Below are 24,764 nucleotides of genomic sequence, written 5' to 3' on the forward strand. Positions count from 1 at the left end.
AGGCGCTTTTCTAGAACCCGCATCATGATCGCCCGATAGTGCTTTTGACTTTTTGTGGCTTTAGGCGGACAAACATCTCGCCATTCCGTCCAAACTGTTCAGAAGCTTTATGTTATTCCAAACACCCCTCGTCTCCGGTAGGCTTGAACGCCGCTATAAGAGATTTCTCGCAGACGTAACGCTCGACGATGGCCGCTTCATTACGGCGGCAGTGCCCAATACCGGCTCGATGCTTGGCCTCACGACGCCCGGCTCCCGCGCATGGCTTAGCGTTTCCGATGCACCTCACCGCAAATATGCCCACACATTGCAGATCGTCGAGGCTGACGGCACGCTGGTCGGCGTCAATACCGGCCTGCCGAACAAGATTGCCGAGGAAGCAATTGTGTCCGGTCTCATTCCGAGCCTCAGCGGCTATGCCAGTCTCAAGCGCGAACAGAAATACGGACAGAATTCCCGCGTCGACATTCTGCTCGATGAAGGCGCCCTGCCCCGCGCCTATGTGGAAGTGAAAAATGTGCACTTCATCCGCACACCCGGTCTCGCGGAATTTCCCGATACGGTGACCGCGCGCGGGACAAAACATCTCAATGAGCTGACCGACAGTGTTGCCGCTGGTCATCGTGGTGTGATGTTGTTTATTATCCAGCGAAGTGATTGCAGCAAATTCAGCATTTCCGGCGATCTCGACCCTGTCTATGCACGCGCTTTTGAGCGCGCTGTTGCATCCGGGGTTGAGGCATGGGCCGTTCGATGCCACATAACGGATAAAAGCATTGTCGCCACCGAGCTGGTGCCAATTGAATAGACAAAGACGGATCGAGTGATGGTTACTTATATCGAAGCGACAAGCGCCCCCATGAAATATACCGGCCAGATCAGGCTCTATGGCCCGGATGCCTTCGAGGCGATGCGCAAGGTCTGCAATCTGACCGCACGCTGCCTGGACGCGCTGAACGACATCGTGAAGCCCGGCGTGACCACGAACGAGATCGACCGCTTCGTCTTCGAATTCGGCATGGATCATGGCGCCTTTCCGGCAACGCTCAACTATCGCGGTTATACCAAGTCGACCTGCACATCGATCAATCATGTTGTCTGCCACGGCATTCCAAACGACAAGCCGCTGCGTGAAGGCGATATCGTCAATATCGACGTGACCTATCTGCTCGACGGCTGGCATGGTGATTCCAGCCGCATGTATGCTGTGGGCGAGATCAAGCGCGCAGCCGAACGCCTGCTCGAAGTGACCTATGAAAGCCTGCTGCGCGGTATTGCCGTCGTCAAGCCGGGGGTGAAGACGGGCGCTATCGGCGCGGCAATCCAGACCTTCGCCGAAGGTGAGCGCTGCTCCGTGGTGCGCGATTTCTGCGGCCATGGCGTCGGCCAGCTTTTCCATGATGCGCCGAATATTCTCCATTACGGCACACCAAACGAAGGCGTGGAAATCAAGGAAGGCATGATCTTCACGATCGAGCCGATGATCAACCTCGGCAAGCCGCATGTGAAAGTGCTGGCCGATGGCTGGACTGCCGTGACGCGCGATCGCTCCTTGACTGCCCAGTATGAACATACCGTCGGCGTGACCAAGGACGGCTGTGAAATATTCACACTGTCTCCGGCCAATGTGTTTGGCCCGGCATCGATGCGGTAATACTGAAAATATAGTCTCATCTGTTTTTGCGGGGGTTTAAACAGAATGACAAAGAAGAAAGACAAGCCGGGGAACTATGACATCCCCGGTTTCAGCGACACACTTCAGCTGACGCCGAAAATCGCGAAACAGCCGCACCATGTCGGCCACCGGGATCGTCTGAAGCAACGTTTCCAGACCGCGCCCGATGCGCTGGCCGATTATGAGTTGCTTGAACTGCTGCTCTTTCGCGTGATCCCACGTGCAGATACCAAACCTGTCGCAAAAGCGCTGCTGGCCCGCTTCGGCACCCTTGCCGAAGTGCTGGGTGCCTCCGAATTACTGATCGCCGAAGTGCCCGGCGCGGGTCCCTCTGTGGCGCGTGACCTCAAGGTCATCGAAGCTGTTCACAAACGCAGTGCGCGCAGCAAGGTTATGAAGCGCGAGGTTTTCAGCATCTGGGAAAAGGTGATGGATTACTGCATGGCGGCCATGGCCCATGAGACGCGTGAGCAGTTCCGCATTCTGTTTCTGGACAGGAAAAACCGACTCATTGCCGACGAGGTCCAGCAAAAAGGCACGGTCGACCATACGCCGGTCTATATAAGAGAGGTGTTTCACCGCGCGATGGAGCTTGCTGCGACAGGAATTATTCTCGTGCACAATCACCCTTCAGGCGATCCGTCGCCGTCTCGACCCGATATCGACATGACATACGCATTGGTCGCGGCCGCCAAGCCTTTGAAAATCATCGTGCATGACCACATCATCGTCGGCAAACAAAAATGCATCAGCTTCCGCAGACTGAACCTGATGTAGCGCTCGCCTGAAACGGGCCAGCCGCAGATCGTTACCACTTGTTAAGCATAGCGCGAAGAATGGCTGTGCGACGGGTGGAATTCGCTCGAATTTTCTTAAATTTAGTCACAATCACCCAACAGAAGACCACCGTCACACGGGAACCAACCGAAGGCGGCAGTCACCGTCTTTTGTCGAACAGATCTTGCATATTTTCCATCAGCGTTCCGGATGGAAAAACGGAGTACAAAATGTTGAAGCGTACCTTTACCGCAGTGGCGCTCAGCGCCGGCATCTTCGCCATCGCAGCCCCGGCATTCGCTGCCGATATGATGGGCTCGAACGACTATTCCTACAACGAACCGGTTGCCGCAGGCCCGCACGACTGGTCCGGCAATTATGTCGGCGCACAGGTCGGTGCATCTTCGTCGAAGATCCCTGGTCCGTTCACGAACCGCGCTGGCGTGCTCGGTGGCGTTGTAGCCGGTAAAAACATCCAGAGCGGCAATTTTGTTGTTGGCGGTGAAGTCGAAGCCAATTTCGCAGAAGCCGAGCACCGTATCGGCCATGGCGGCAGCCTCCAGCAGTCCTGGAATACCAATGCCAAGATCAAGGCCGGTTACGCCTTCGACAAGACACTTGTTTACGGCACAGCCGGTTACGGCGTGACCCGCTTCAAGGCAAAAGACAACACCACATCGGGTCCAGGCTGGGAAGGCGGCGCGCTGGTTGGCGCGGGCGTCGAACAGGCCCTCACCGGCCCGCTGTCCGTAAAGGCTGAATATGACTTCCAGCGCTTTGGCGATGTAAAGTCTGAGGTCAATGGCGTTTCGCAGCGCAATAACCTCAAGAACCACGCCATCAAGGCCGGTCTGAACTATCGCTTCTAAGCGTAGCGGGCCTTATACCGTTTTTGCATAAGGCAATTCCATTTTTGCACAAGGGCTGCGGTTCAACCGTAGCCCTTTCTTTTTGCACCAGTTTCTTTGCTTTCAGATAGGTTTGAGCGCACCCTCATCTATTGACTCCCACTACGTCTCCTATCTTATAGGGAAGTACGATTGGGGATTAGGCGCGTGGCATTTTTGTTTAAATTTTATGCAATAAGGCCGATACAAATTCTTCCCGTCACATGAGTTTATTTTATAGAGTGCTAAAGCAAAGCTTTGTCACTCAGCCAGGAAGAAAGCATGCAGCGCGTTTTCGATGGGCATAATGATGTCCTTCTGAGGCTCTGGGAGAATTCCAGAAACGGCGACGATCCCATTCGGGAGTTCATCGACGGAACGCCAACCGGCCATATCGATGCGCCGCGCTCCCGCAAAGGCGGCCTCGCTGGTGGTATTTGTGCCATTTACGTGCCATCCGGTCACCATATCGAGCTTGGCAAGCCGGACGCCAACGGCCACTACGACACGCCGCTTTCGCCGCCGCTTCAGCGCAGCCCTTCCCTCGACATCGCCGTGGAAATTGCAGCCATCGCGCTCCGCCTTGAAGAGGCTGGCGCGTGGAAGCTGTGCCGTAATGGCCGCGAGCTCGATGCAGCGCTGAACAGCGACACCTTTGCCGCAGTCCTTCACATGGAAGGCTGCGAGGCAATCGACGCCGACCTTGACGCACTGGAGCTTTTCTACGCCGTTGGCTTGCGCTCTCTCGGCCCTGTGTGGAGCCGCAACAATATTTTCGGTCACGGCGTTCCCTTCTCATATCCGATGAGCCCAGATACTGGCCCCGGCCTTACCGAAGCGGGCAAGCGTCTCGTCAAGGCCTGCAATCGCAAAGGCATTCTGATCGATCTCGCTCACATCACCCAGAAGGGCTTCTGGGACGTTGCTGGCCTCAGCGACCAGCCTCTGATCGCCAGCCACTCCAATGCCCATACCTTGACGCCCGTCGCCCGCAATCTGACGGACAAGCAGATGGACGCTATCCGCGAAAGCAAGGGCCTCGCAGGCTTGAACTACGCGACCACCATGCTGCGCGCCGATGGCAAGGAAGATGCCAACACGCCAATGTCCGATATGGTGCGCCATATCGATTACATGGTCGAGCGCATGGGGATCGACTGCGTGGCGCTCGGCTCTGACTATGACGGCGCGACCATTCCAGCAGAAATTTCCGATGCCGCCGGAACCCAGAACCTCGTCACGGCCTTGCAGAAGGCCGGATACAACGACGAGGAACTGGCAAAGCTTTGCCGGGGCAACTGGATCAGAGTCCTGAAGCAGGCATGGCACGAAGCCTGAGACACAAATACAACCCAACAAAATCCCAACAAAAATACAGGAAGGGAACACATAACATGATGCATTTTGGACGTTTTCGTATTTTGGCCGCCGGCGCAGCGCTTGCCGCCGTTTTGGCTGCGAACCCAGCCCTGTCGGCAACGCCTGCCGACACGCTCGTTCAGGCATGGGCGATCGATGACACCATCACGCTCGACCCGGCAGAATCCTTCGAACTCAGCCCGGCTGAATTCATCGGTAACTCCTATGACATGCTCGTTCGCCTCGACATCAATGACACGTCGAAAGTCGTGCCGGGCGTGGCTGAAAGCTGGACCGTTTCGGACGACGGCCTCACCTACACGTTCAAGCTGAAGAAGGACATCAAGTTCGCTTCGGGCAACCCGATCACCTCCGCTGACGTCGCCTATTCGTTTGAGCGCGCTGTGCGCCTCGACAAGAGCCCGGCCTTCATCCTGACCCAGTTTGGCCTGACGAAAGACAACGTCAACGAAAAGGCAAAAGCGGTAGACGACAATACTTTCGTCTTCACCGTCGACAAGCCTTATGCACCCAGCTTCGTACTGAACTGCCTGACCGCTACCGTCGCTGCAGTGGTCGACAAGAAGCTTCTCGAAGAACATGCCGTAAAGGTCACGCCGACCGACGATTACAAATACGATACCGACTATGCCAACGCTTGGCTGAAAACCAAATCGGCAGGTTCTGGCCCGTTCACGATCCGCGAATGGCGCGCCAACGAAGTCGTTATTCTGGAACGCAACGACAATTATTATGGCGAAAAAGCCAAGCTGAAGCGCGTATTCTATCGTCACGTCAAGGAAAGTGCGACACAGCGCCTGATGCTTGAATCCGGTGATGTCGATGTGGCGCGTAATCTGGAACCGGGCGACTACGAAGCCGTTCAGAAGAATGACAAGTTGACCACGACCAGCGCCCCTAAAGGCACAGTCTATTACATCAGCCTTAATCAGAAGAACGCGAATCTGGCCAAGCCGGAAGTTCGTGAAGCGTTCAAATATCTGGTTGATTACGACGCAATCGGTTCGACCCTCATCAAGGGCATCGGCGAAATCCGCCAGACCTATCAGGCCAAGGGCGTTCTTGGCGCTCTCGACGCTTCGCCATACAAATACGACGTTGCAAAGGCGAAGGAACTTCTCGCCAAGGCAGGACTGAAAGACGGTCTTTCCGTGACCTTCGACGTGCGCAACACGCAGCCAGTAACCGGCATTGCCGAATCCTTTCAGCAGAGCGCTGCTCAGGCTGGCGTGAAGATCGAGATCATCCCCGGCGACGGAAAGCAGACGCTGACCAAGTATCGTGCGCGTAACCACGACATGTATATCGGCCAGTGGGGCATGGACTATTGGGATCCGAATTCCAACGCCGAAGCCTTCACCAGCAATCCGAACAACGCCGACGATGCATCCACCAAGACGCTTGCATGGCGCAATGCCTGGGACATTCCTGAACTGACCAAGCAGACGCAGGCTGCTCTTCTGGAACGCGATAACGACAAGCGCGCCGAGGTCTACAAGAAGCTTCAGCAGGAAGCGCTCGACCAGAGCCCGTTCGTCATGCTGTTCCAGCAGATCGAAACTGCGGGTATCGCCGGCAATGTGAAGGGCTACAAGCTCGGCCCGACATTCGACTCCAATCCACTGGTGAATATCACCAAGGAATAGTCGGCCGTGCCTTGGCGCATGAATGTGCCTAAGTGGCTTTAAAACAAGGAGATGGAGCGGTTTTCTGAATCAAAAAGGAAAGCCGCTCCAGAGCTTTTCAAGCAAAGATGACTGAGGCTTCAGACCGAAACTGTTCTGAACGCTCTCATTATCGGAAGCGGTCAAAACATTGAGTAATACTGAAACCAAGAAAAAGGTAAGGCGAGCGCCGCGGCGTTCATCGGCCCTTGCCGCGTCGATAGCCAGCTTTCTGGTCATCGTCGTCACGACCTATCTAGGCCTTCTGGCCGTAACGTTCTTTATCGGTCGTGTGGTGCCGATCGACCCTGTGCTTGCCATCGTCGGTGACCGCGCACCAGCGCATGTCGTCGCTCGCGTGCGCGAAGAGATGGGCTTCAACCTGCCCTATTACCAGCAGTTCTATCTTTACGTGAAGGGCGTGCTCCACGGCGATTTCGGCACTTCGGTGCTCACGACCAATCCGGTCATGACCGACATTCGCCGCGTCTTTCCGGCCACCATGGAACTGGCGACCATCGGCACGATCATCGGCGCTCTGTTCGGCATTCCGCTCGGCGTGCTTGCAGCCGTTAAACGCGGCAGCATCATCGACCAGATCGTGCGCGTGGTCGGCCTTGTCGGCTATTCTGTGCCGATCTTCTGGCTCGGCATGCTGGCGCTGTTGGTCTTCTATGCCCGTCTCGGCTGGACCTCTGGTCCCGGACGCATCGACATCACATTCGAATATACGTTTACCCCGATCACCGGGTTCTACCTGATCGACGCGATTCTCCAGCGCGACTGGCCAGCCCTGAAGGATATTGTTTCCCACCTAATCCTGCCATCGGCACTGCTTGGATATTTCTCGCTGGCCTATATCAGCCGCATGACGCGTTCCTTCATGCTCAACGAGCTTGATCAGGAATATATCGTCGCGGCGCGCGCCAAGGGCATTTCGGAAACCCGCATCATCTGGGGTCACGCACTGCGCAATGCTGCTGTCCCGCTCGTAACCGTGATTGCCCTTTCCTATGCCGGACTTCTGGAAGGCTCGGTTCTGACCGAAACCATCTTCTCGTGGCCTGGTCTCGGACTCTACATCACGAATTCACTACAAAACGCTGATATGAACGCCGTCCTCGGTGGCACCATCGTTATCGGGTCGGTCTTTATCGCGCTCAACCTCGTGTCCGATCTTCTCTATCGGCTTCTCGATCCAAGGACGCGCGCACGATGAGCCAAATGACAGATACTTCCAACCTCTCATGGCGCGAATGGCTGCTCACCGAGCGGCCGCAGTCGCGCACGCAGGCCCGCCTCGGTCGCGCCTATATGGTCTGGCGGCGGTTCACCGCCAACAAGCTGGCTGTTCTTGGCCTATTGATCATCATCGGACTGCTGGTTGTTGCAGCTCTGGCCGATGTGCTGGCACCGCATTCGCCGGTTATCGGCGATCTGGCCAATGCACGCCTGCTGCCGCCCGGCTCGCCCGGCTATCTGCTTGGCACCGACGATCAGGGCCGCGATATTCTCTCGCGCCTGATCTATGGCTCCCGCCTCACGCTCTATGTCGTGCTGCTGGTTGCTATCATCGCAGCCCCGATCGGCCTTCTGGTTGGTACGGTGGCCGGTTATGCCGGTGGCTGGGTCGATGCCGTTCTGATGCGCATCACTGACATCTTCCTCGCTTTCCCGAAGCTCATTCTGGCGCTCGCCTTCGTGGCAGCTCTTGGACCGGGCATCGAGAACGCCATCATCGCCATCGCGATCACTTCATGGCCGCCTTATGCGCGTATCGCACGTGCAGAAACGCTGACCGTGCGCAACTCCGACTATATTTCGGCAGTCCGCCTGATGGGCGCCTCGCCGATCCGTATCGTCGTGCGTCACATCATGCCGCTCTGCACCTCGTCGCTGATCGTCCGCGTGACGCTCGACATGGCGGGCATCATTCTGACGGCAGCGGGCCTTGGCTTCCTTGGCCTCGGCGCACAGCCGCCATTGCCGGAATGGGGTGCGATGATTGCATCGGGTCGTCGTTTTATTCTCGACCAATGGTGGGTTGCAGCCATGCCCGGTATTGCGATCCTGATCGTCAGCCTCGGCTTCAATCTTCTGGGCGACGGCCTGCGCGATGCGCTCGATCCGCGGGGTAACAACCAATGAAGCCACTTCTCACGGTTGAAGACCTGCGCGTTACCTTCCCAACCCGCACGGGCGCGATTGAAGCGGTGCGCGGTGTCAGCTTTGAGCTGGGCCGCGAACGCCTCGGCATCGTCGGCGAATCCGGTTCGGGCAAGTCCCAGACCGGTCGCGCGATCATGGGGCTGACGCCACTCCACGCGCAGATCACGGCCAAGACGCTTAATTTCGACGGCATTGATCTTCTCAACATTTCGGCCCGCGAACGTCGCGCTTTGCGTGGCGGTCGCATTGCCATGGTGTTGCAGGACCCGAAATATTCGCTCAATCCTGTGATGACCATCGGCAAGCAGATTGCCGAAACGCTGAAAGCGCATGGCAAATATAGCAGCGCGGAGATCCGCACTCGCTCGGCAGCCATGCTGGAAGCGGTGCAGATTCGCGATCCGGAACGCGTAATGAAACTCTATCCGCACGAGGTTTCGGGCGGCATGGGCCAGCGCGTGATGATCGCCATGATGCTGGTGGCGGAACCGGAACTGCTGATCGCCGACGAACCGACCTCGGCGCTCGACGTGACGGTACAGCTCGAAGTGCTCGGCATTCTCGACAAGCTGGTGGCCGAACGTGGCATGGGGCTGATCTTCGTCAGCCATGATCTGCGCCTCGTTTCGTCCTTCTGCGACCGCGTCATCGTGATGTATGCGGGCCGTATCGTCGAAGAAATCGCGGCCAAAGATCTCGCCAATGCGAAACATCCCTATACGCAAGGATTGCTGAACTGCATGCCGAAAATCGGAGCCGACCGCCATCCTCTGCCAACCTTGCAGCGTGAGGAGGCTTGGAAGGCATGACGCAAGCTCAAGTTCAGGCACAAGCGCCCGCACTCAGCGTTGATGATATTGACGTCTATTTCGACCATTTCCATGCGTTGAAATCCGTCACCATTAATGTGGCGCGCGGCGAATCCTACGGGCTCGTCGGTGAATCCGGTTCGGGCAAGTCCACGCTTCTGCGCGCAGTCGCAGGGCTTGCGCCGGTTGAAAACGGAGAAATCCGTATCGACGGCAAGCCCCTCAAAACGCCCCGTGACAAGGCTTTCTATCGCAATGTGCAGATGGTGTTTCAGGACCCTTACGGTTCGCTGCACCCGCGTCAGACTGTGGATCGGCTTCTGCTGGAGCCGCTCGCCATTCATGGCGTCAGCGATGCCGAACAGCGCATCGTGCGCGCACTGGATGAAGTGGGGCTCGGTTCAGGCTTCCGTTTCCGCTATCCGCACCAGTTGTCGGGCGGCCAGCGCCAGCGCATCGCCATTGCCCGCGCGCTGATTGTCGAACCGAGCATTCTGCTCCTCGACGAACCAACATCGGCGCTTGATGCATCGGTGCAGGCGGAAGTGCTCAACCTGCTGGAACAGGTTCGCCGCGACCGTAACCTGACTTTCGTCATGGTGAGCCACGATCTCGGTGTCGTCACCCATATGTGCGACCGCCTTGCGGTGATGCGCAATGGTGAAGTGGTCGAACAATTGCAGGCTGGCGATCTCGTCACCGGCAATATTCACGCCGACTATACAAAGAACCTGATGCGTGCGAGCGAGGGTTTCAGACGCTGAACATCCGCATGACGCAACTAAAAAGGGGACCTTTCGGTCCCCTTTTTTACATTACTCTCATCGCATTATCCTACGCAAAACCGCTTCGCACTTTTGCTGGAAATGCTTTATTCCTCCGAAGCTTTCCGGGCATTATCGCCATCCAGACCGCGTCGCCAATAGGCCACGATCAGCTGACGATTTTTCGGAACATTGCGTTCCTTGCGCATATAGGTGCGGATATTGCGGAAGGCATTGAACTCGCAGGCCGCCCAGACAAAGATATCTTCTTCCCCTTCCGGCAGCTCAACCGCGCGCACCGCATCCTGCAAAAGCGTCGTGGTGCCAGCCTCGGCACCGTTGCGGTTCAGCCATTGCACGTCGACATTGGCCCGCGAGACGAGGTTCTGTTCCTCGGTCTTGTCGCCAATTTCGATACGCACGACGGCCTTTGCATCTTCCGGCAGTCGCTCAAGAATACGACCGATGGCTGGCAGCGCGGTTTCATCACCTGCAAGCAGATACCACTTGGCGTCGCCTGCATCACCGCCGCCCGGACCAGTCATACCGACAATATCGCCCGGCTTGGCGTTAAGCGCCCAGCCAGAACCCGGTGCATCGCAGTCATCACCATGCACGACCATGTCGATATCGACCCAGCCCGCATCCACATCGATATTGCGGATCGTATAAACACGCGTGGCAAGCTTCGCATCGCCTTCCGGCCAGGCCGGACGCCCATCTTCGCCCGTCACAGGCCACTCCGGCTGCGCGAGAGCTTTCGGTGGAAACAGGAGACGGATATGCAGTCCGGTATGCGAGAACCGCAGAAGATTGTCGCCCTTCAGGCGCACGCGACGCATATGCGGCGTGACATTGGATACGGCCATCACCTGCATTTCGCGGAAATAAGGCAGCGGCAGACCCGCTGCACCATCGCCCTGCCAGATGATTTTCGGCGTTGGGCTGCCCTTGTCCAGAAACTCGAGCACATGCTCGGCAATGGAATATTTCATATAGGCAAGACCGGTCTCGTCATCGCTTTTGACATCGACACTGACCGTCTCGTCATCCCACTGCACATCGGCCTGACCGAAGCTCAAGACGAGTTTCGCGTGCGTTCCGTCACGTTGCACATCGGCGTGCTCTACAAAATGATCGAGCAATTGATTGACGATATGGCCGGCATTATTGAGCGCAAAGCGGGTATTGGCGTTGAGTGCGGACACGACCCGTCCTCCTCTGGGATGAACTGATGCGTCAGCCTTACCTGAATATAAGATGACAATTCAAGTCATCATTTATCTTTGCGTGCGGAATAAAGCGTAACGGGCAGCGCTTGACGCCATACGTCGAACGAGCTAAGTCCTGCTGCCTGTGCCACGGAGAGCCGTATCAACTCGCCGCCGAAACGCTGCTGCCAGGCGAAAAGCTGCATTTCGCTTTGCAGCGTGACGGCATTGGCAACCAGCCGTCCGCCGGGTTTCAATGCATTCCAGCAGGCTTGCAACACGCCCTCATCCGTAACGCCGCCGCCGATAAAAATCGCATCCGGCGCTTCCAGCCCCGCAAGAGCCCCCGGCGCCTCACCGGCCACGATCTGCAAACCCGGCACGCCGAGAGAGTCGCGGTTGCGGGCGATCATGCCCTGCCGCCCCTCATTCGCCTCGATGGCGATGGCGCGACAGGAAGCATGAGTGCGCATCCATTCAATGCCGATAGAACCGCAGCCCGCACCGACGTCCCACAGAACTTCGCCGGGCAGCAGTGCCAGCCGCGATAATGTCACGGCGCGAATATCGCGCTTCGTAAGTTGCCCGTCATTTTCGAAAGCATCATCCGGCAAGCCGATGACAGCAGGAAGAATTTTCGCATCCGGCTCCGCAAGACATTCCACGGCGACGACATTCAGATCGGCACCCGCTGGCACCGTCCATGTCCCGGCAATACCGCAACTGCGCTTTTCTTTCGGTCCGCCCAGATGCTCCAGCACATTGATGCGGCTTGGTCCAAAGCCGCAAGCGTTCAGCATCCGTGCCACTTTATCCGGCGTAGAACCGTCATTGCTGAGGATCAATAGCTTCACGCCGGGCAGAATATGCTTGGCCAGCAATTCCAGCGGACGCCCATGCACGCTGAGGCACCGCACATCCTGCAACGACCAGCCCATCCGTGCCGCAGCCAGCGAAAACGACGACGGATAAGGCAGGATCAGCATTTCATCGGGTGAAAAGTGCCGGGTCAGGGAAGCACCCATGCCGTAATGCATTGGATCGCCGCTGGCGAGAACCACCACTGACTTGCCGCGTTCGGCCGCAATCATCGGAAAAGCATCGTCAAACGGCGAAGGCCATGCGATCTGCCGGGCACCGGAGGTTTCGCCAACCAGCCCGAGATGCCGCTTGCCGCCGAAAATCACATCCGCCAAAGCAAGAGCCTGCCGCGCAGTCTCGCCAAGCCCATTCAATCCGTCTTCGCCGATGCCGATGACCGTCAGCCAGCAAGTCATGCTCTTCGCTCCGTTTTCTTCGTTCGTAGGGTGCGGCAACGGCAAGTGCAAGTCCGAAAGCGGTTCCCACTTTCCGGCCTGTCACGGGGGGCGTATAAGGCAACTATGTTGAACCAAAAGACCATAGCGACAAACACCGAACCGTCCGACAGGCGAAATGCCTGTCCCGGCCTGTCGCGCATGGTTATGGCGCGCGACGGTGCCATTGCACGCATAAAACTGCCGCTCGGACAGGTAAACGCCGGTCAGGTCTTTGCGCTGGCCGAAATAGCCGAAAAATTTGGCCCGAATGCCGTAGAGCTTTCGATTCGCTCTAATTTTCAACTGCGCGCCATCGCGCCTGAAAACTGGGAACAAGCGGTCACAGCGCTGTATCAAGCCGGGTTTGGTGCCGATAATCCCGCGGCGGATGATATTCGCAATGTCATGGTCAGCCCCACATCCGGTATCGACCCCGATCAAATGTGCGATGTCACACCGCTGGCGCGCCAACTGCTGACAACGCTTGAGAACAATACCGATTACCACGCGCTTTCGCCGAAATTCTCGTTCCAGATCGATGGCGGCGAGGCCTGCGCAATTGTCTCGCATCCGGGAGACATTTGGCTATCGGCAACGGATGATGGTCGTCACTTTGCGTTCGGATTCGCTTCGTCACCCGATGGAACGGCATTGGGACGCATAGAGGCCGATCATGCCCTTCCCTTGGTGGAAGCGGTGTTGCGATTATTTCTCGCCCGCTCCAAGGGTGCAACGCGCATGAAGCAACTTTTCGAAGTCATTGCTATCGAAGAGTTTTTAAACGAATTGGCTGCCTGCCTTCCTTTTCCGATCGAACCAGCGACCCACTGGCAGCGACGGCAGCCGCACGCGCTCGCCCATCTCGGAGCCCACGTTCAAGCGGACGGGCTGTTTTACATCGGCGCGATGCCGCTTTTAGGGCGGCTCGATACGACACAATTGCGGACGCTTGGCGCTCTTTCGCAAAAAGTCAGCGGCGAAGAAATCCGGCTGACACCGTGGCAAGGCGTGATCCTGCCAAATATCCACGCTGCAAACTGCGACGAGACCATCCGACAACTGCACGCGCTGGGCCTTTCAACACTCGCGCAAGCGCCGCAATCACGACTGCGCAGCTGCACCGGGTCAACGGGCTGCGTCTCGGCCCTTTCCGACACGCAGGCCAATGCGAAAGAACTGGCGTTGCTCCTTGACGGCGACAGCGCAGAAGTGGTCCATCTGACCGGCTGTACCAAGTCCTGCGCGGCGCTTGCGCCACTCCCGCATACGCTTCTGGCCCGTGCTTCGGGCCGCTACGATGTCTTTTTTGCAGACAAGGCTGGACCATCCCGTTTCGGGCAGCTATTGGCGACGGATGTGACCCTCGACACTGCCGCGCGCCTTCTCAACTCACCAGAGCGGAAACCATGACAGATTACATTCGCGACGGACAGGCCATCTATGACCGCTCCTTCGCCATCATCCGCGCTGAAGCGGATCTGAGCCGTATCCCAGCCGACCTTGAAAAACTCGCCGTCCGCGTCATCCATGCTTCCGGCATGGTGGATGTGGTGAGCGACATCTCCTTTTCGGACGGCGCCGGTCTGGCAGGCAAGCAGGCACTGGCCAAAGGCGCGCCGATCCTTTGCGATGCGCGCATGGTTGCCGAAGGGATCACCCGTTCGCGCCTGCCTGCCGACAACCCGGTCATCTGTACGCTGAACGACCCTTCCGTGCCTGAACTGGCGAAGAAAATTGGCAATACCCGCTCTGCCGCAGCGCTCGATCTCTGGTTGCCGTATCTCGCAGGCAGTATCGTCGCCATCGGCAATGCGCCAACCGCCCTCTTCCGCCTTTTCGAAATGCTGGACGCCGGAGCGCCAAAGCCAGCGCTCATCATTGGCATGCCGGTTGGCTTTGTCGGCGCAGCAGAATCGAAAGACGAACTCGCCGCCAATAGTCGCGGTGTGCCCTATGTCATTGTGCGCGGACGTCGCGGCGGCAGCGCCATGACTGCCGCAGCAGTCAATGCTCTGGCTTCGGAGCGCGAATAATGACAGCAAAAGGCAAGCTTTTCGGTCTGGGTGTCGGCCCCGGCGATCCTGAACTCATCACGCTCAAGGCGCTTCGACTGCTCAAGGCAGCGCCCGTGGTGGCTTATCACGCCGCCAAGGGCAAAAAGGGCAACGCACTCACCATCGTCGAGGATTACCTTTCGCCGGAACAGGTTCTGGTGCCGCTCATCTATCCGGTGACCACGGAAAAGCTGCCTGCGCATATGGATTATGAGCAGATCGTCAGCGATTTTTACGGTGAGATTACCGGAACAATTGCCGGCTATCTCGATCAGGGACAGGATGTGGCCGTGATTGCGGAAGGCGACCCGTTCTTCTACGGCTCGTTCATGTACATTCACGACCGGCTTGCCGAAACCTATGAAACCACGGTGGTTCCGGGCGTCTGTTCGGTTCTCGGCGCTTCGGCTGTGCTAGGCGCGCCGCTTGTTTATCGCAACCAGACCCTGTCGATCCTCTCCGGCGTCATGGAAGCCGACGAATTGAAGCGCAGGCTTGCCGATACCGGTGCTGCGGCAATCATGAAACTCGGCAAGAATCTCGACAAGGTTCGCGACGTGCTGACCGATCTGGGCCTGATGGACCGCGCACTTTATGTCGAGCGCGCCACCATGGCCAATCAGCGCATTGTACCGCTATCGGATGTCAGCGGCAGCGATTGTCCTTATTTCTCGATCATTCTCGTTCCCGGCCAGAAATGGAACGGCGCATGAAGCCGGCTATCGTTGCGCTGGCGGAAGCGGCGATCCCGACGGCGCGCCATATTGCCGTCGCGCTCGATCAGGCCGAAGTCCTGGGTTTGCAGGATCGCGTCGCGGGTGCAGACAGGACATTCGCCCATTTTGGTGACACGATACGCGCCCTCTACGAAGAAGGCCGACCGGTCATCGCGCTCTGCGCCGCCGGTATTGTCATTCGCGCGTTGGCCCCGCTTTTGCAGAACAAGCGCATCGAGCCGCCGGTTCTGGCGATTGCCGAAGACGGTAGTGCCGTTGTGCCGCTTCTCGGCGGATTGTCGGGCGTCAACGACATGGCGCGAACCATCGCCACTGCACTTGAGGTCGCCCCGGCAATCACCACATCCGGTGAATTGCGCTTCGGGATCAATCTGTTGCACCCGCCAGCGGAACTGACGCTTGCCAATCCAGATGCGGCAAAAGCCTTTACCTCCGACCTGCTGGCAGGCGCGAAACTGCGCTTCGATGGACACTCTCGCTGGCTGCAAACATCCAAGCTGCCGTTCTCCGACGACGGCAGGCTTGCCATCAGCATCACGCCGGAAAACCGCGCGCCACTGCCGGATGAACTGATCTATCATCCGCAGGTCGTGGCCGTGGCAATCGACCAGCAGACCGACAATCTTGCGGAAGCAATTGCACAGGCCTTCAACGAAGCGGGACTCGCTCCGTCATCACTCGCCCTGCTGCTTGCCCATGAGCGCCATTGCGCTAAACCGCAAGTCCATGAAGCGGCAAGCGCGCTCGGCGCAGAACTGCGCTTTGTGCCGTCCGCTGAGACTGCCCTTGCTCTCGCCCATCTTTCCGTCGAGCAGCCGCTGCGCGTGGTGGAAACCAACGGCGTCGCACTGGCAGTCGCCCCCACCCCAGCCGATGTGCTGCGGATCGGGCGCAAACGCGGGAAGCTGGTCGTGGTCGGGCTTGGTCCCGGCGCACGCGATCTGATGACGCCTGCCGTGCAACGCGAACTCGAACAGGCGGAAGATATTCTCGGCTACGAGACCTATGTGCGCATGGCCGGGCCGTTTCATGCCGGTCAGACCGTCCATATGACGGATAACCGCGAGGAAATGCAGCGCGCGCGCCACGCCTTCGAACTGGCTGCATCAGGTCGTACGGTGGCGATGGTATCGTCCGGCGATCCCGGCGTTTTTGCCATGGCGGCGGCTGTGGTCGAGGCACTGCATGAAACCGACAATGCTGCCTGGCATGGTGTGGAACTGGTCATTCAGCCGGGCATTTCAGCCGCGATGGCCGCAGCGTCTCGCAGTGGCGCACCGCTCGGCCATGATTTCTGCATTCTCTCGCTGTCCGACAATCTGAAGCCATGGGACGTGATCGAAAAGCGTCTGGCGCTGGCGGCAGAAGCCGATCTCGCAATGGCCTTCTACAATCCGATTTCCAAGGCCCGCCCGCATCAGCTGGGCCGCGCACTGGAAATCCTGCGCCAGCATCGCGCGCCGCAAACCCCGGTCGTGCTCGGTCGCGACATCGGCAGACCGGCAGAGACCACCCGCGTCACAACGCTTGGGCAGTTGACGCCCGATGATGTGGATATGCGCACGGTGGTGATCGTCGGGTCATCCCATACGCAGCGGTTTGAGCGCGCAACAGGCGGCGAATGGGTCTACACCCCGCGCTGGTATGGCGAAAAGCCGGATAAATGATCAAACAAAAAGGCAGGGAAATCCCTGCCTTTTTCGTAACTTATCCAAGTTTATTGAATCAGTTCTTCTTCGCCTTGGTCTTCTTCGGCGCGGCTGCTGCGGCAGCGTCCGCCTTGGCGGCTGCGGCTTCAGCGGCAACCTGATCGGCGCTCTTCGGCGAGGTGTCGATAACGGCGCGCACGCCACCCTTGGCAGTGAGCTGGCAAACTGCGGTGCGCAGATCCACCTTCAGGTCCACATCCGTGCCGCCATTGGCGCCCGGGCGGGAATCGACAGCGCTGATAGCGTGCTCCGGCAGGAAATACTTGTTGGCAGCTGCCGTGATGCAAGGCTGCGCCAGAGAATAGTCTACCGTCTTTACCGGGGTCGGGATGAAGCTCGGCAGCGAAGAGCTGGCTGCAGGCACCGGCGAGTCAGTCTTGCCGGGGGTGATGGCAACCGGTGCAGTCGTCGTACAGGCGGCAGCAAGCGGCGCCAACATGGCGATTGCAAAGAAACGGGCTCCGGTGCGGACTCGTCCGTACATAATGGTCTACCTCATAAGGTCTGCTGGATAGGTAAAATTTTAATTTCGATAACTATTCGCTTTTAGCCGATTGTCGAGTGGCAGGAACGCCACAGAGCCGGAATTTCGATTCGCATCCACAAAACTGTCGTCACTGTTTTGCGAGAATCCAGTTCAGCATCTCCCTCCAGTCGCTCATGCGGATCGGCGTGCCGTGGTTGCCGGACTCAAACCGCCGGAACTGCACCGGATAGCCCGGCGCGCGCTTGCGGATATCACGATAGAAAGCTTCCTGCCGGTCAATGGCGAAAACCGGATCGCGGCTGCCATGCCCGAAGAAGACCGGAATACGCCGCTTGAATGTCGCCGATGTGAAAAAACCATCGTCCCACAGCGACCCGAGCAGAATGAGCCCGGCAAGCTGAGCGCCAGCTTTTGCATTGGACGCGATGCGCCAGCACAGCGCCCCACCCTGCGAACCGCAAGACAAGATCAACGGTGCGGAAGGCGATGTTGCTTTCAAGGCGTCGATCAACCCAGCGATCTGCGCTTCGCCGGTATCGGCGAAATCCTTGAAATCCGGCGTGACGTAGAGACCGCCATTTAACGCAGAGAGATTTTTGACGCGATTGAAATTGCCGCCAAAGGTGAAATCATTCATTCCCTGCAAGCGATTGCCACCGCGCCCATGCAGATAAATCACGATGAAGGACGCGCCCTGCTGCTTGCCAGCGGCCATCGCCTTGACCGACCCAGCCGCAGTCTGAAAGGTGACGTCCTTTTGGTAGGCGCGCGCCTTCAGCGAAATATAGCTGTCCTTGACGCGCTTTTCCGGCACGCTGTCGCGACCGTTGATATCGCGCATCTCATTGTAATCAATGACTTTGTAGTCGCCGTTATCCGCGCTGCTCAACACGCCGGGATAGGCGAACGCATCGTCCTTGAAGGGCGGCAGCGGCCCCTGCGCGCAAACGAGGGACACTGACAACAGAAGCGCGGCAATGCCTCCAAGCCCGGCCCGCGCTGTTGCGTTCAATCGCTTCGTCATTCTGCCTCCTCCCCTCTGGCCAGCCGATCACAAATCGAGCGTGTGATAGCGCCGGTTCAGATAGATGAGCGCAGTTGCGTCGGGGTTTGAGCGCAGGGCAATCACTTCGCCGAAGAGCACATGATGCGTCGAATGATCCTGAATGCTGACAACCCGGCAGTCAAAAGCCGCCAGTGCATCGGTCAGCACTGGTGCGCCGGTGGCAAGCGTGTCCCACGTCGCCAGTTCGAAACGCTCATTCTGCGTCAGGCCAATGCGCCCGGAAAAGGCATCAGCCAGTTGCTGATGCGTTCCAGCCAGCGTGTTGATGGAGAAAACGCCATTTTCGATGAACAGGCGATTGTCCTCGTGGACCTTCTGAAGGCAGATCAGCACCGTCGCCGGAGCGTCGGATACCGAACAGGCGGCCGTCAATGTGAGGCCGCGTCGTCCTGCCGGACCATCGGTCGCCACAATCTGCACCGCACCGGCATAATGGCTCATGGCATCGCGGTAAGCCTTCGGCTCCACAGATGCCGCATTGGAGATGATGTTGTTTATCGTTTGCACGTCAGAATCGATCCGTTGCCGACCGTAATATTTAGCCAAAATACTGGCATAGATTACGGGCATTGCACAAAGGCGCGGAAACCGCTACCCACTTTTCGATCACATTGCCACGAATTGTATAAAGAAGACCAATAACGTGATTGAGTCTGGGAAGCTTCCCGTCACCGCTCTGACAAGCCTTGCCATGCTGTTGCTGGCGGGATCGGGATTTGCTTATGCGGATAATATCCGGATTGGTCTGGCCGCACCGTTGACCGGCACCTTCGCACCTTTGGGCAATCAGCTTGCACAAGGCGCACGCGCCGCCGCTGACGCAAAGAGCGCAGATCTCGTCATCTTCGATGATCGTTGCGACGCCGAAGGCGGCAAACAGGCCGCAGAACGCTTCATCGCACAAAATGTCCGTATTGCATCGGGTTTTCTCTGCGCCGAGGCGCTGGAGGCGGCAGTGCCCGTTCTGGCCGAGCGCAACATTCCGGTTATCGTGTCGGGCGTCAGCGAGCAAACACTGGTCGAGCGTCGCGCCGCTTCGCCCTTGCCGGTGTTCCGTCTGAGCACGGGACTGGAGAAGGAAACGCAGGCGACGGCGAGTTTTCTCGGCAGTCTCTGGCGCGCACAGCCTTTCGCGGTGATTGACGATGGCACCATTGAAGGGCGCGAGCGCGCAAGCCGGGTTCTGGCCAGCTTGAAAGAACAGCAGTTACAGCCGGTCTTCACCGATACCTATCGTCCGGGGCTTGAAAACCAGAATGCTCTGGTTGCCCGGCTCAAGCGCGCTGGCGCGACACATGTCTATGTCGGCGGCGAGCGCGACGACGTTGCCGCCATTGGCGCAAGTGCTGCTTCGCTCAATTATCCGCTGGTGATTGCAGGTGGCAGTCTGCTTGATGCCGCTCCCGGCGCACAGCGTCTGAGCGACGGCACATTGATGACCGCGCCGTTGAAGCCGCAGGATTTGCCCACCGCGAAACCGGCAATCGACGCGCTGCATCAAGCCGGTCGCCTTGTGGAATCTTATGCGATCACAGGCTACGCAACTGCGCAGATCGCCGCCGATGCCGTCAGCAAAGCCGACGAACAAAAGCAGCCATTGCTCGACACGCTGCGCAGTGCATCGTTTGAAACAGTGCTCGGTACGATCAAATTCGATGGTACCGGCATGCGGACGGACAACCCGAACCGTTTGCAGCGCTACGAAGGCTCGCGCTTCATACCAGCCGATAGATAAATGTCTGAATCAAAAAGCGGCAGGCCGAGGCGAAAATGGTGATTTCGAGAACCGGAGCGCAGCGTACATTTGGGTACGTGAGCACCGGAAGCGCAGAAATTGCCATTTGCAGACCGGCATGGCGACTTTTAGATCAGACAATAAGTCCTACGATGCTGGCGGCGATCAGCAACCCTGTCATGAGGCTCATGGTCGCCCAGAACAGGTCAAGCGCCGCGTCGATATCGGCCGCTTCCGCATCACGCTTGCCAGAAGCATTGAGCATCGGCCCTTCCACTTTTTCTTCGCCATACTGACGCGGACCGGCCAACGCCAGATCAAGCGCACCGGCAAAGGCAGATTCCGGCCAGCCCGCATTGGGCGAGCGGTGCAATCGCGCATCGCTGCGCATGACTGATAAGGCAGCCTTCGCTGCCCCCTTGCTGCGGGTGAGCGCAGTCGCCAGCGCCGCCAGAAGGCCGGTCAGGCGCGCGGGAATGTAATTGGCAACATCGTCCAGTTTTGCAGCAAAACGCCCGAAGTGGCGGTAACGATCATTGAGATGTCCGATCATCGAATCGGCAGTATTGATCATCTTGTAGGCGAACAGCCCCGGCAGACCGCCGACGAGAAACCAGAATGCCGGAGCAACGATGCCATCCGAGGCGTTTTCCGCCAGACTTTCAATGGCAGCACGGCTGACCCCGCCTTCGCTCAACTGATCGGGATTGCGCCCGACGATCATCGAAACCGCCTTGCGCCCACCTTCGATACCGTCGTCACGCAGCCCGCGTGCAACCTCGCTGACGTGATCGGCAAGACTCTTCTGCGCCAGTAGCACGGCAACGATGAGGATTTCCGCCACTGCCCCGGCAGAGCCAGCAAAGGGCAGCAGGCTCTCAATCACCAGCCCCACCAGAATACAGGCCGCGACCAGCGCGATGGTCAGCCACATGCCATTCCGTCGCAGAACCGCTTCCGGCAATGTGCGGTCATTGAAACGCTTTTCGCCCCAGGAAATTGCCTTGCCGAACAGCACCACCGGATGCGGCAATCTGTGCCAGAGCTGCGGCGGGTCGCCCACAACGCGATCAAGGATGAGCGCCAGCGACAGGATAATCAGCTTTATTTCCATGGGTTTAACCGAGATTCATGAATCACTTTTTCAAGCTGCTCTTCCCAGACAATGCTTGAGCGCGCTTTCTAGACGCGCGAGGTCGGCATCGTCATTGGCAAGGCCGATCCGCAGCCAATGCGGAGCGTAAGCAAACTTGCGGACAAGAATATGCTCCGCGCACAGTGCATTGTACAATCCGTGTGCATTGTCGTGGGCAACCAGTGAGAACAGTGCCGTGCCGCCGACTTCCCACAATCCGCACCGCGCAAGCACATCCGACAGTCCCCTGCGCCGAATGTCTATCCGCGCGCGAAACGCCTGCAATGTCTCGCCGCCCGCAAAGGCATCGGAAGCGATAACAAGCGCTGGCCCCGGCACAGCCCATGGACCCAATCGCCGCGCTATCGTCTCGACTATCCCAGCTTGCGCGACGGCAAAGCCCAGACGCACACCGGCGAGACCAAAAAACTTGCCGAAGGATTTCAGCACAATCAGCGGCTCATGGCACGCCAGCGCTGCGACGCTTCCTTCGGGATGTGGATCGGCAAAAGCCTCGTCCACCACCAGAAAACCACCTCTCGCACCCAAAATTCGGGCCAGAGCGAGCAATTCATCCGCAGCAATCACTCTTCCATCGGGATTGTTCGGATTGACGATCACCGCAACCGTCGCATTGTCCGGAATATCGGCGATGCCAGCACATTCCACGACCTGCCAGCCGGAAGCAGCGAAAGAAGCCGCATGTTCCTGATAGGTCGGCGTCAGAATGGCGACTGTCGCAGGCTTCGTCAGCGTCGGAATGATCTGGATCAGCGCTTGCGTGCCGGGTGCGGCGACGATAGGTGCGCCTTCCGGCAGCCCGTAATAGTCGCGCGCAAGCTTGCACGTTCCCAGCAGCAGTCGATCATCCGGCAAACGGTTCCAGACTTCGGCTGGAATGCGCGGCAATGGATAGTGCTCGGGATTGATCCCGGTCGAAAGGTCGAGCCAGTCGCCCGGTATACCGCCAAAACGCGCAATCGCCTTGTCCAGCGCACCGCCATGTTCGATGTTGGATGTCACGCATGCTCTCCGGAAAAATCGATGACATGCATGAAGGAACCGGCCACCGATCCGACCCGCAGACCGGCTCCGCCCAGATCGTCCCCCGCCGCATCGCGGACTTTGAAAAGCCTGTCCGCCGCGCCTTCGCGCGTGATGCTGGCATAATGAAACTCGTGGCCTTTCAACGGCACCTGCCAGGGCGACCCGCTCAGCGGCTCCAGAACACGATAGCCGAGATGCAGCTTGCGTTTGGCAAAACCGGTTTGCAGCGGCAAAAGCCCCAGCATCGGGTGCTGTTTTCCACTCGCATCTTCCAGCGTCTCGCCCAGCACCATATAGCCGCCGCACTCGCCATAAACGGTGACACTGCGCGCCGCCGCAGCCTTGATACCGCTCTGGAAATTCTGCGCGGCGACAAGCCTTTCTGCGTGGAGTTCAGGGTAGCCGCCCGGCAGATAGATCGCATCGGCCTCCGGCGACGGCGCTTCATCCGCAAGAGGCGAGAAAAAGGAAATCTCTGCGCCGCGCCTGCGCCATCCCTCGAAAAGATGCGTATAGGCAAAGGCGAAGGCGTCGTCCCGTGCGACAGCAATGCGGCTTCCAAGTGGCGGAAGACGCGGCACATTGGCCATCGGATCGAAGCGCTTCGGCGCCGACCAGATATGTTTCAGCACGGCAAGATCGATATGCGCTTCTATGACATCTGCGGCATGGTCGAGAAAACGCTCCAGATCGGCATGTTCACCCGCCTGCACAAGCCCCAGATGGCGTTCTGGTAAAACCAGCGCTGCATCGCGCGGCAATGCGCCCAGAACCGGAATGCCAAGCGGCTTGAGGGCATCGCGCAACATGGTTTCATGACGAGCGCTACCGACACGGTTCAACACCAGGCCTGCAACGAACACATCCCTGCGAAACCGGCTGAAGCCAGAAACCAGCGCGGCAATGGAATGGGACTGTTTTGCGCAATCGACCACCAGCACTACCGGCAGATCGAGCAGTCTTGCCAGATCAGCAGAAGAACCTTGTCCGTCCAGAGCGCCGTCGAAAAGACCCATCATGCCTTCGGCGATCAGCACTTTTCCGCCTTCAGTCATCCGGGCCGACAGGGCGCTGATCAGTTCCACGCGCATCGCCCATGGATCGAGATTGAAGCATTCCGCACCACTTGCCGCCTTGTGATAGGCGGGATCGATATAGTCCGGTCCGGCTTTCACCGGTGCCAGAGCCACACCGGCCCGTTTCAAGGCGCGCAACAAACCAAGTGTAACCGTCGTCTTGCCCGAACCGGATGCGGGCGCGGCGATCATAAAACCCTTCATGCGCTCTGGCCTCCGCGTCTGTTATCCAGCGGATCGCTGACAAGCTGGCGGCCTTGCGCAGCACCGATCCAGTCAAGACCGCCGCGCAACCGCACCACCTCTCCGACCACCACGATGGCAGGCGGCTTTAGCCCTGAAGCTTCCACGTCGATGGCAGCATGCGCTAGCGTCGTTTCGAGAACGGTCTGTTCAGGCAGGCTGGCATTGCAAACAAAAGCGACCGGTTCGTCCGGCGACCGTCCGGCAGCGATCAGCCGCGCCGTGATGAGATCGATATGTTTCATTGCCATATACATGACAATAACCGGTGACGATTTTGCGATGCCATCCCAATCAATGCGGTCGGGCAGCAATCCCGTCGCGTCATGCCCGGTCAGGAAAGTCACGGACTGGTTGATATCGCGATGCGTGGCGGCGATGCCCGCATAGGCCAATCCGCCGATCCCCGCCGTGATACCGGGAACGATGCGGAATGGCACACTATGTTCCACCAGCGTCAGCGCTTCTTCAGCCCCCCGACCGAAAACAAACGGATCGCCGCCCTTGAGGCGCAGGACTTTCTTGCCCTGCCGCGCCAGTTCTACCAGCCGGAGTGAAATATCGCGCTGCTTTGGCGACGGCTTGCCGCCCCGCTTGCCCGCATATTCCAGCACTGCCTGTTCGTTTTTCAGCGAAAGACAGGCTTCATCCACCAGCGCGTCGTAAACGATGACATCTGCCTGTTGCAGCGCATTGACGGCATGAAGCGTGAGCAATCCCGGATCGCCCGGCCCGGCACCGACAAGCCAGACATGGCCCGGCTCCATCGCTGGCAGGGTAACGTCCCATTTTGTTTTCGGCTCGAATCCGCTCATTCTCTTGGACCATTATTTCATCTGGC

At 58.4% G+C, this 24,764-nt stretch carries 24 protein-coding genes; 15 read left to right on the forward strand and 9 right to left on the reverse strand.

Annotated features, from left to right (window positions below; all coding sequences use genetic code 11):
* Positions 1 to 109 precede the first annotated feature (109 nt).
* The 10 genes from sfsA to ACTJKP_RS03120 all read left to right on the forward strand — a co-directional run bounded on the left by sfsA (position 110) and on the right by ACTJKP_RS03120 (position 10,125).
* Positions 110 to 808 (forward strand): DNA/RNA nuclease SfsA, encoded by a 699-nt coding sequence (sfsA, locus tag ACTJKP_RS03075; RefSeq protein WP_078339286.1) that lies wholly within the window; start codon positions 110 to 112, stop codon positions 806 to 808.
* Between the two features lie 18 nt (positions 809 to 826).
* Complete coding sequence (gene map, locus ACTJKP_RS03080; RefSeq protein ID WP_078339287.1) at positions 827 to 1,654, forward strand: type I methionyl aminopeptidase; 828 nt, start codon at positions 827 to 829, stop codon at positions 1,652 to 1,654.
* Positions 1,655 to 1,699: 45 nt separating this feature from the next.
* On the forward strand, positions 1,700 to 2,452 hold the full coding sequence (gene radC, locus ACTJKP_RS03085) for a RadC family protein (protein ID WP_440629652.1): 753 nt from the start codon (positions 1,700 to 1,702) through the stop codon (positions 2,450 to 2,452).
* A gap of 230 nt (positions 2,453 to 2,682) precedes the next feature.
* Positions 2,683 to 3,321 (forward strand): outer membrane protein, encoded by a 639-nt coding sequence (locus tag ACTJKP_RS03090; protein ID WP_138786275.1) that lies wholly within the window; start codon positions 2,683 to 2,685, stop codon positions 3,319 to 3,321.
* A 300-nt stretch (positions 3,322 to 3,621) separates the two neighbouring features.
* Positions 3,622 to 4,677 carry a dipeptidase gene (locus ACTJKP_RS03095; RefSeq protein WP_078339290.1) on the forward strand — a complete coding sequence of 352 codons (1,056 nt, stop codon included), beginning with the start codon at positions 3,622 to 3,624 and terminating at the stop codon, positions 4,675 to 4,677.
* Positions 4,678 to 4,733: 56 nt separating this feature from the next.
* Complete coding sequence (locus ACTJKP_RS03100; protein ID WP_440629653.1) at positions 4,734 to 6,365, forward strand: ABC transporter substrate-binding protein; 1,632 nt, start codon at positions 4,734 to 4,736, stop codon at positions 6,363 to 6,365.
* Between the two features lie 169 nt (positions 6,366 to 6,534).
* Positions 6,535 to 7,602: an ABC transporter permease gene (locus tag ACTJKP_RS03105; RefSeq protein WP_078339292.1), complete on the forward strand. Its 1,068-nt coding sequence runs from the start codon at positions 6,535 to 6,537 to the stop codon at positions 7,600 to 7,602.
* Positions 7,599 to 8,531 carry an ABC transporter permease gene (locus ACTJKP_RS03110; protein ID WP_078339293.1) on the forward strand — a complete coding sequence of 311 codons (933 nt, stop codon included), beginning with the start codon at positions 7,599 to 7,601 and terminating at the stop codon, positions 8,529 to 8,531. The genes ACTJKP_RS03105 and ACTJKP_RS03110 overlap by 4 nt, the downstream gene beginning before the upstream one ends.
* On the forward strand, positions 8,528 to 9,361 hold the full coding sequence (locus tag ACTJKP_RS03115) for an ABC transporter ATP-binding protein (protein ID WP_078339294.1): 834 nt from the start codon (positions 8,528 to 8,530) through the stop codon (positions 9,359 to 9,361). The genes ACTJKP_RS03110 and ACTJKP_RS03115 overlap by 4 nt, the downstream gene beginning before the upstream one ends.
* Entirely contained in the window at positions 9,358 to 10,125 is a 768-nt protein-coding gene (locus ACTJKP_RS03120; protein WP_440629654.1) for an ABC transporter ATP-binding protein, read from the forward strand. The genes ACTJKP_RS03115 and ACTJKP_RS03120 overlap by 4 nt, the downstream gene beginning before the upstream one ends.
* A gap of 107 nt (positions 10,126 to 10,232) precedes the next feature.
* Here the strand turns inward: ACTJKP_RS03120 and ACTJKP_RS03125 are convergent, their stop codons facing one another.
* Both ACTJKP_RS03125 and cbiE read right to left on the reverse strand, forming a co-directional pair.
* Positions 10,233 to 11,333, reverse strand: a complete 1,101-nt coding sequence (locus ACTJKP_RS03125) for a DUF2218 domain-containing protein (RefSeq protein ID WP_440629655.1) — start codon at positions 11,331 to 11,333, stop codon at positions 10,233 to 10,235.
* 68 nt (positions 11,334 to 11,401) lie between these two features.
* A complete protein-coding gene (gene cbiE, locus ACTJKP_RS03130) occupies positions 11,402 to 12,613 on the reverse strand; it encodes a precorrin-6y C5,15-methyltransferase (decarboxylating) subunit CbiE (protein WP_440629656.1) in 1,212 nt (403 codons plus the stop codon).
* Positions 12,614 to 12,718: 105 nt separating this feature from the next.
* Between cbiE and cobG the strand changes: the two genes are divergently transcribed.
* From cobG to cobJ, 4 genes are read left to right on the forward strand one after another with little or no spacing between them, the layout of a single operon-like run.
* Positions 12,719 to 14,044: a precorrin-3B synthase gene (cobG, locus tag ACTJKP_RS03135; protein WP_440629657.1), complete on the forward strand. Its 1,326-nt coding sequence runs from the start codon at positions 12,719 to 12,721 to the stop codon at positions 14,042 to 14,044.
* Positions 14,041 to 14,667 carry a precorrin-8X methylmutase gene (locus ACTJKP_RS03140; RefSeq protein ID WP_440629658.1) on the forward strand — a complete coding sequence of 209 codons (627 nt, stop codon included), beginning with the start codon at positions 14,041 to 14,043 and terminating at the stop codon, positions 14,665 to 14,667. The genes cobG and ACTJKP_RS03140 overlap by 4 nt, the downstream gene beginning before the upstream one ends.
* On the forward strand, positions 14,667 to 15,401 hold the full coding sequence (locus tag ACTJKP_RS03145; RefSeq protein WP_078339299.1) for a precorrin-2 C(20)-methyltransferase: 735 nt from the start codon (positions 14,667 to 14,669) through the stop codon (positions 15,399 to 15,401). The genes ACTJKP_RS03140 and ACTJKP_RS03145 overlap by 1 nt, the downstream gene beginning before the upstream one ends.
* Positions 15,398 to 17,092 carry a precorrin-3B C(17)-methyltransferase gene (cobJ, locus tag ACTJKP_RS03150; RefSeq protein ID WP_440629659.1) on the forward strand — a complete coding sequence of 565 codons (1,695 nt, stop codon included), beginning with the start codon at positions 15,398 to 15,400 and terminating at the stop codon, positions 17,090 to 17,092. Before ACTJKP_RS03145 ends, cobJ begins: the two co-directional genes overlap by 4 nt.
* 58 nt (positions 17,093 to 17,150) lie before the next feature.
* Here the strand turns inward: cobJ and ACTJKP_RS03155 are convergent, their stop codons facing one another.
* The 3 genes from ACTJKP_RS03155 to ACTJKP_RS03165 all read right to left on the reverse strand — a co-directional run bounded on the left by ACTJKP_RS03155 (position 17,151) and on the right by ACTJKP_RS03165 (position 19,194).
* The gene (locus ACTJKP_RS03155) at positions 17,151 to 17,618 is read right to left on the reverse strand and encodes a hypothetical protein (protein ID WP_182521144.1); all 468 of its coding nucleotides are present in this window, start codon (positions 17,616 to 17,618) and stop codon (positions 17,151 to 17,153) included.
* Positions 17,619 to 17,748: 130 nt separating this feature from the next.
* On the reverse strand, positions 17,749 to 18,645 hold the full coding sequence (locus ACTJKP_RS03160) for an alpha/beta hydrolase (RefSeq protein ID WP_440629660.1): 897 nt from the start codon (positions 18,643 to 18,645) through the stop codon (positions 17,749 to 17,751).
* A gap of 27 nt (positions 18,646 to 18,672) precedes the next feature.
* Positions 18,673 to 19,194, reverse strand: coding sequence for a flavin reductase family protein (locus tag ACTJKP_RS03165; protein WP_440629661.1), 522 nt, complete (start codon positions 19,192 to 19,194; stop codon positions 18,673 to 18,675).
* Positions 19,195 to 19,330: 136 nt separating this feature from the next.
* On the opposite strand from ACTJKP_RS03165, the gene ACTJKP_RS03170 reads away from it, so the two are divergent.
* Positions 19,331 to 20,422: a branched-chain amino acid ABC transporter substrate-binding protein gene (locus ACTJKP_RS03170; RefSeq protein WP_440629662.1), complete on the forward strand. Its 1,092-nt coding sequence runs from the start codon at positions 19,331 to 19,333 to the stop codon at positions 20,420 to 20,422.
* A gap of 133 nt (positions 20,423 to 20,555) precedes the next feature.
* Here the strand turns inward: ACTJKP_RS03170 and cbiB are convergent, their stop codons facing one another.
* The 4 genes from cbiB to cobA are packed head-to-tail and all read right to left on the reverse strand — an operon-like array spanning position 20,556 to position 24,738.
* A complete protein-coding gene (cbiB, locus tag ACTJKP_RS03175; RefSeq protein ID WP_440629663.1) occupies positions 20,556 to 21,536 on the reverse strand; it encodes an adenosylcobinamide-phosphate synthase CbiB in 981 nt (326 codons plus the stop codon).
* Positions 21,537 to 21,566: 30 nt separating this feature from the next.
* Positions 21,567 to 22,580 carry a threonine-phosphate decarboxylase CobD gene (cobD, locus tag ACTJKP_RS03180; protein WP_440629664.1) on the reverse strand — a complete coding sequence of 338 codons (1,014 nt, stop codon included), beginning with the start codon at positions 22,578 to 22,580 and terminating at the stop codon, positions 21,567 to 21,569.
* Positions 22,577 to 23,884 carry a cobyrinate a,c-diamide synthase gene (locus tag ACTJKP_RS03185; protein WP_440629665.1) on the reverse strand — a complete coding sequence of 436 codons (1,308 nt, stop codon included), beginning with the start codon at positions 23,882 to 23,884 and terminating at the stop codon, positions 22,577 to 22,579. Before ACTJKP_RS03185 ends, cobD begins: the two co-directional genes overlap by 4 nt.
* Entirely contained in the window at positions 23,881 to 24,738 is an 858-nt protein-coding gene (gene cobA / locus ACTJKP_RS03190) for a uroporphyrinogen-III C-methyltransferase (protein ID WP_440629666.1), read from the reverse strand. Before cobA ends, ACTJKP_RS03185 begins: the two co-directional genes overlap by 4 nt.
* Between the last annotated feature and the right edge of the window lie 26 nt (positions 24,739 to 24,764).

Origin of the sequence: Brucella sp. 22210 (assembly GCF_052045675.1) — a bacterium.
GTDB lineage: Bacteria > Pseudomonadota > Alphaproteobacteria > Rhizobiales > Rhizobiaceae > Brucella.

What these genes read in the sequence shown, in the direction of transcription:
- sfsA (WP_078339286.1), top strand. Translation starts at nt 110, where the DNA reads ATGTTATTCCAAACACCCCTCGTCTCCGGTAGGCTTGAACGCCGCTAT.
- map (WP_078339287.1), top strand. Translation starts at nt 827, where the DNA reads ATGGTTACTTATATCGAAGCGACAAGCGCCCCCATGAAATATACCGGC.
- radC (WP_440629652.1), top strand. Translation starts at nt 1,700, where the DNA reads ATGACAAAGAAGAAAGACAAGCCGGGGAACTATGACATCCCCGGTTTC.
- ACTJKP_RS03090 (WP_138786275.1), top strand. Translation starts at nt 2,683, where the DNA reads ATGTTGAAGCGTACCTTTACCGCAGTGGCGCTCAGCGCCGGCATCTTC.
- ACTJKP_RS03095 (WP_078339290.1), top strand. Translation starts at nt 3,622, where the DNA reads ATGCAGCGCGTTTTCGATGGGCATAATGATGTCCTTCTGAGGCTCTGG.
- ACTJKP_RS03100 (WP_440629653.1), top strand. Translation starts at nt 4,734, where the DNA reads ATGATGCATTTTGGACGTTTTCGTATTTTGGCCGCCGGCGCAGCGCTT.
- ACTJKP_RS03110 (WP_078339293.1), top strand. Translation starts at nt 7,599, where the DNA reads ATGAGCCAAATGACAGATACTTCCAACCTCTCATGGCGCGAATGGCTG.
- ACTJKP_RS03115 (WP_078339294.1), top strand. Translation starts at nt 8,528, where the DNA reads ATGAAGCCACTTCTCACGGTTGAAGACCTGCGCGTTACCTTCCCAACC.
- ACTJKP_RS03120 (WP_440629654.1), top strand. Translation starts at nt 9,358, where the DNA reads ATGACGCAAGCTCAAGTTCAGGCACAAGCGCCCGCACTCAGCGTTGAT.
- cbiE (WP_440629656.1), bottom strand. Translation starts at nt 12,613, where the DNA reads ATGACTTGCTGGCTGACGGTCATCGGCATCGGCGAAGACGGATTGAAT.
- cobG (WP_440629657.1), top strand. Translation starts at nt 12,719, where the DNA reads ATGTTGAACCAAAAGACCATAGCGACAAACACCGAACCGTCCGACAGG.
- ACTJKP_RS03140 (WP_440629658.1), top strand. Translation starts at nt 14,041, where the DNA reads ATGACAGATTACATTCGCGACGGACAGGCCATCTATGACCGCTCCTTC.
- ACTJKP_RS03145 (WP_078339299.1), top strand. Translation starts at nt 14,667, where the DNA reads ATGACAGCAAAAGGCAAGCTTTTCGGTCTGGGTGTCGGCCCCGGCGAT.
- cobJ (WP_440629659.1), top strand. Translation starts at nt 15,398, where the DNA reads ATGAAGCCGGCTATCGTTGCGCTGGCGGAAGCGGCGATCCCGACGGCG.
- ACTJKP_RS03155 (WP_182521144.1), bottom strand. Translation starts at nt 17,618, where the DNA reads ATGTACGGACGAGTCCGCACCGGAGCCCGTTTCTTTGCAATCGCCATG.
- ACTJKP_RS03160 (WP_440629660.1), bottom strand. Translation starts at nt 18,645, where the DNA reads ATGACGAAGCGATTGAACGCAACAGCGCGGGCCGGGCTTGGAGGCATT.
- cbiB (WP_440629663.1), bottom strand. Translation starts at nt 21,536, where the DNA reads ATGGAAATAAAGCTGATTATCCTGTCGCTGGCGCTCATCCTTGATCGC.
- ACTJKP_RS03185 (WP_440629665.1), bottom strand. Translation starts at nt 23,884, where the DNA reads ATGAAGGGTTTTATGATCGCCGCGCCCGCATCCGGTTCGGGCAAGACG.
- cobA (WP_440629666.1), bottom strand. Translation starts at nt 24,738, where the DNA reads ATGAGCGGATTCGAGCCGAAAACAAAATGGGACGTTACCCTGCCAGCG.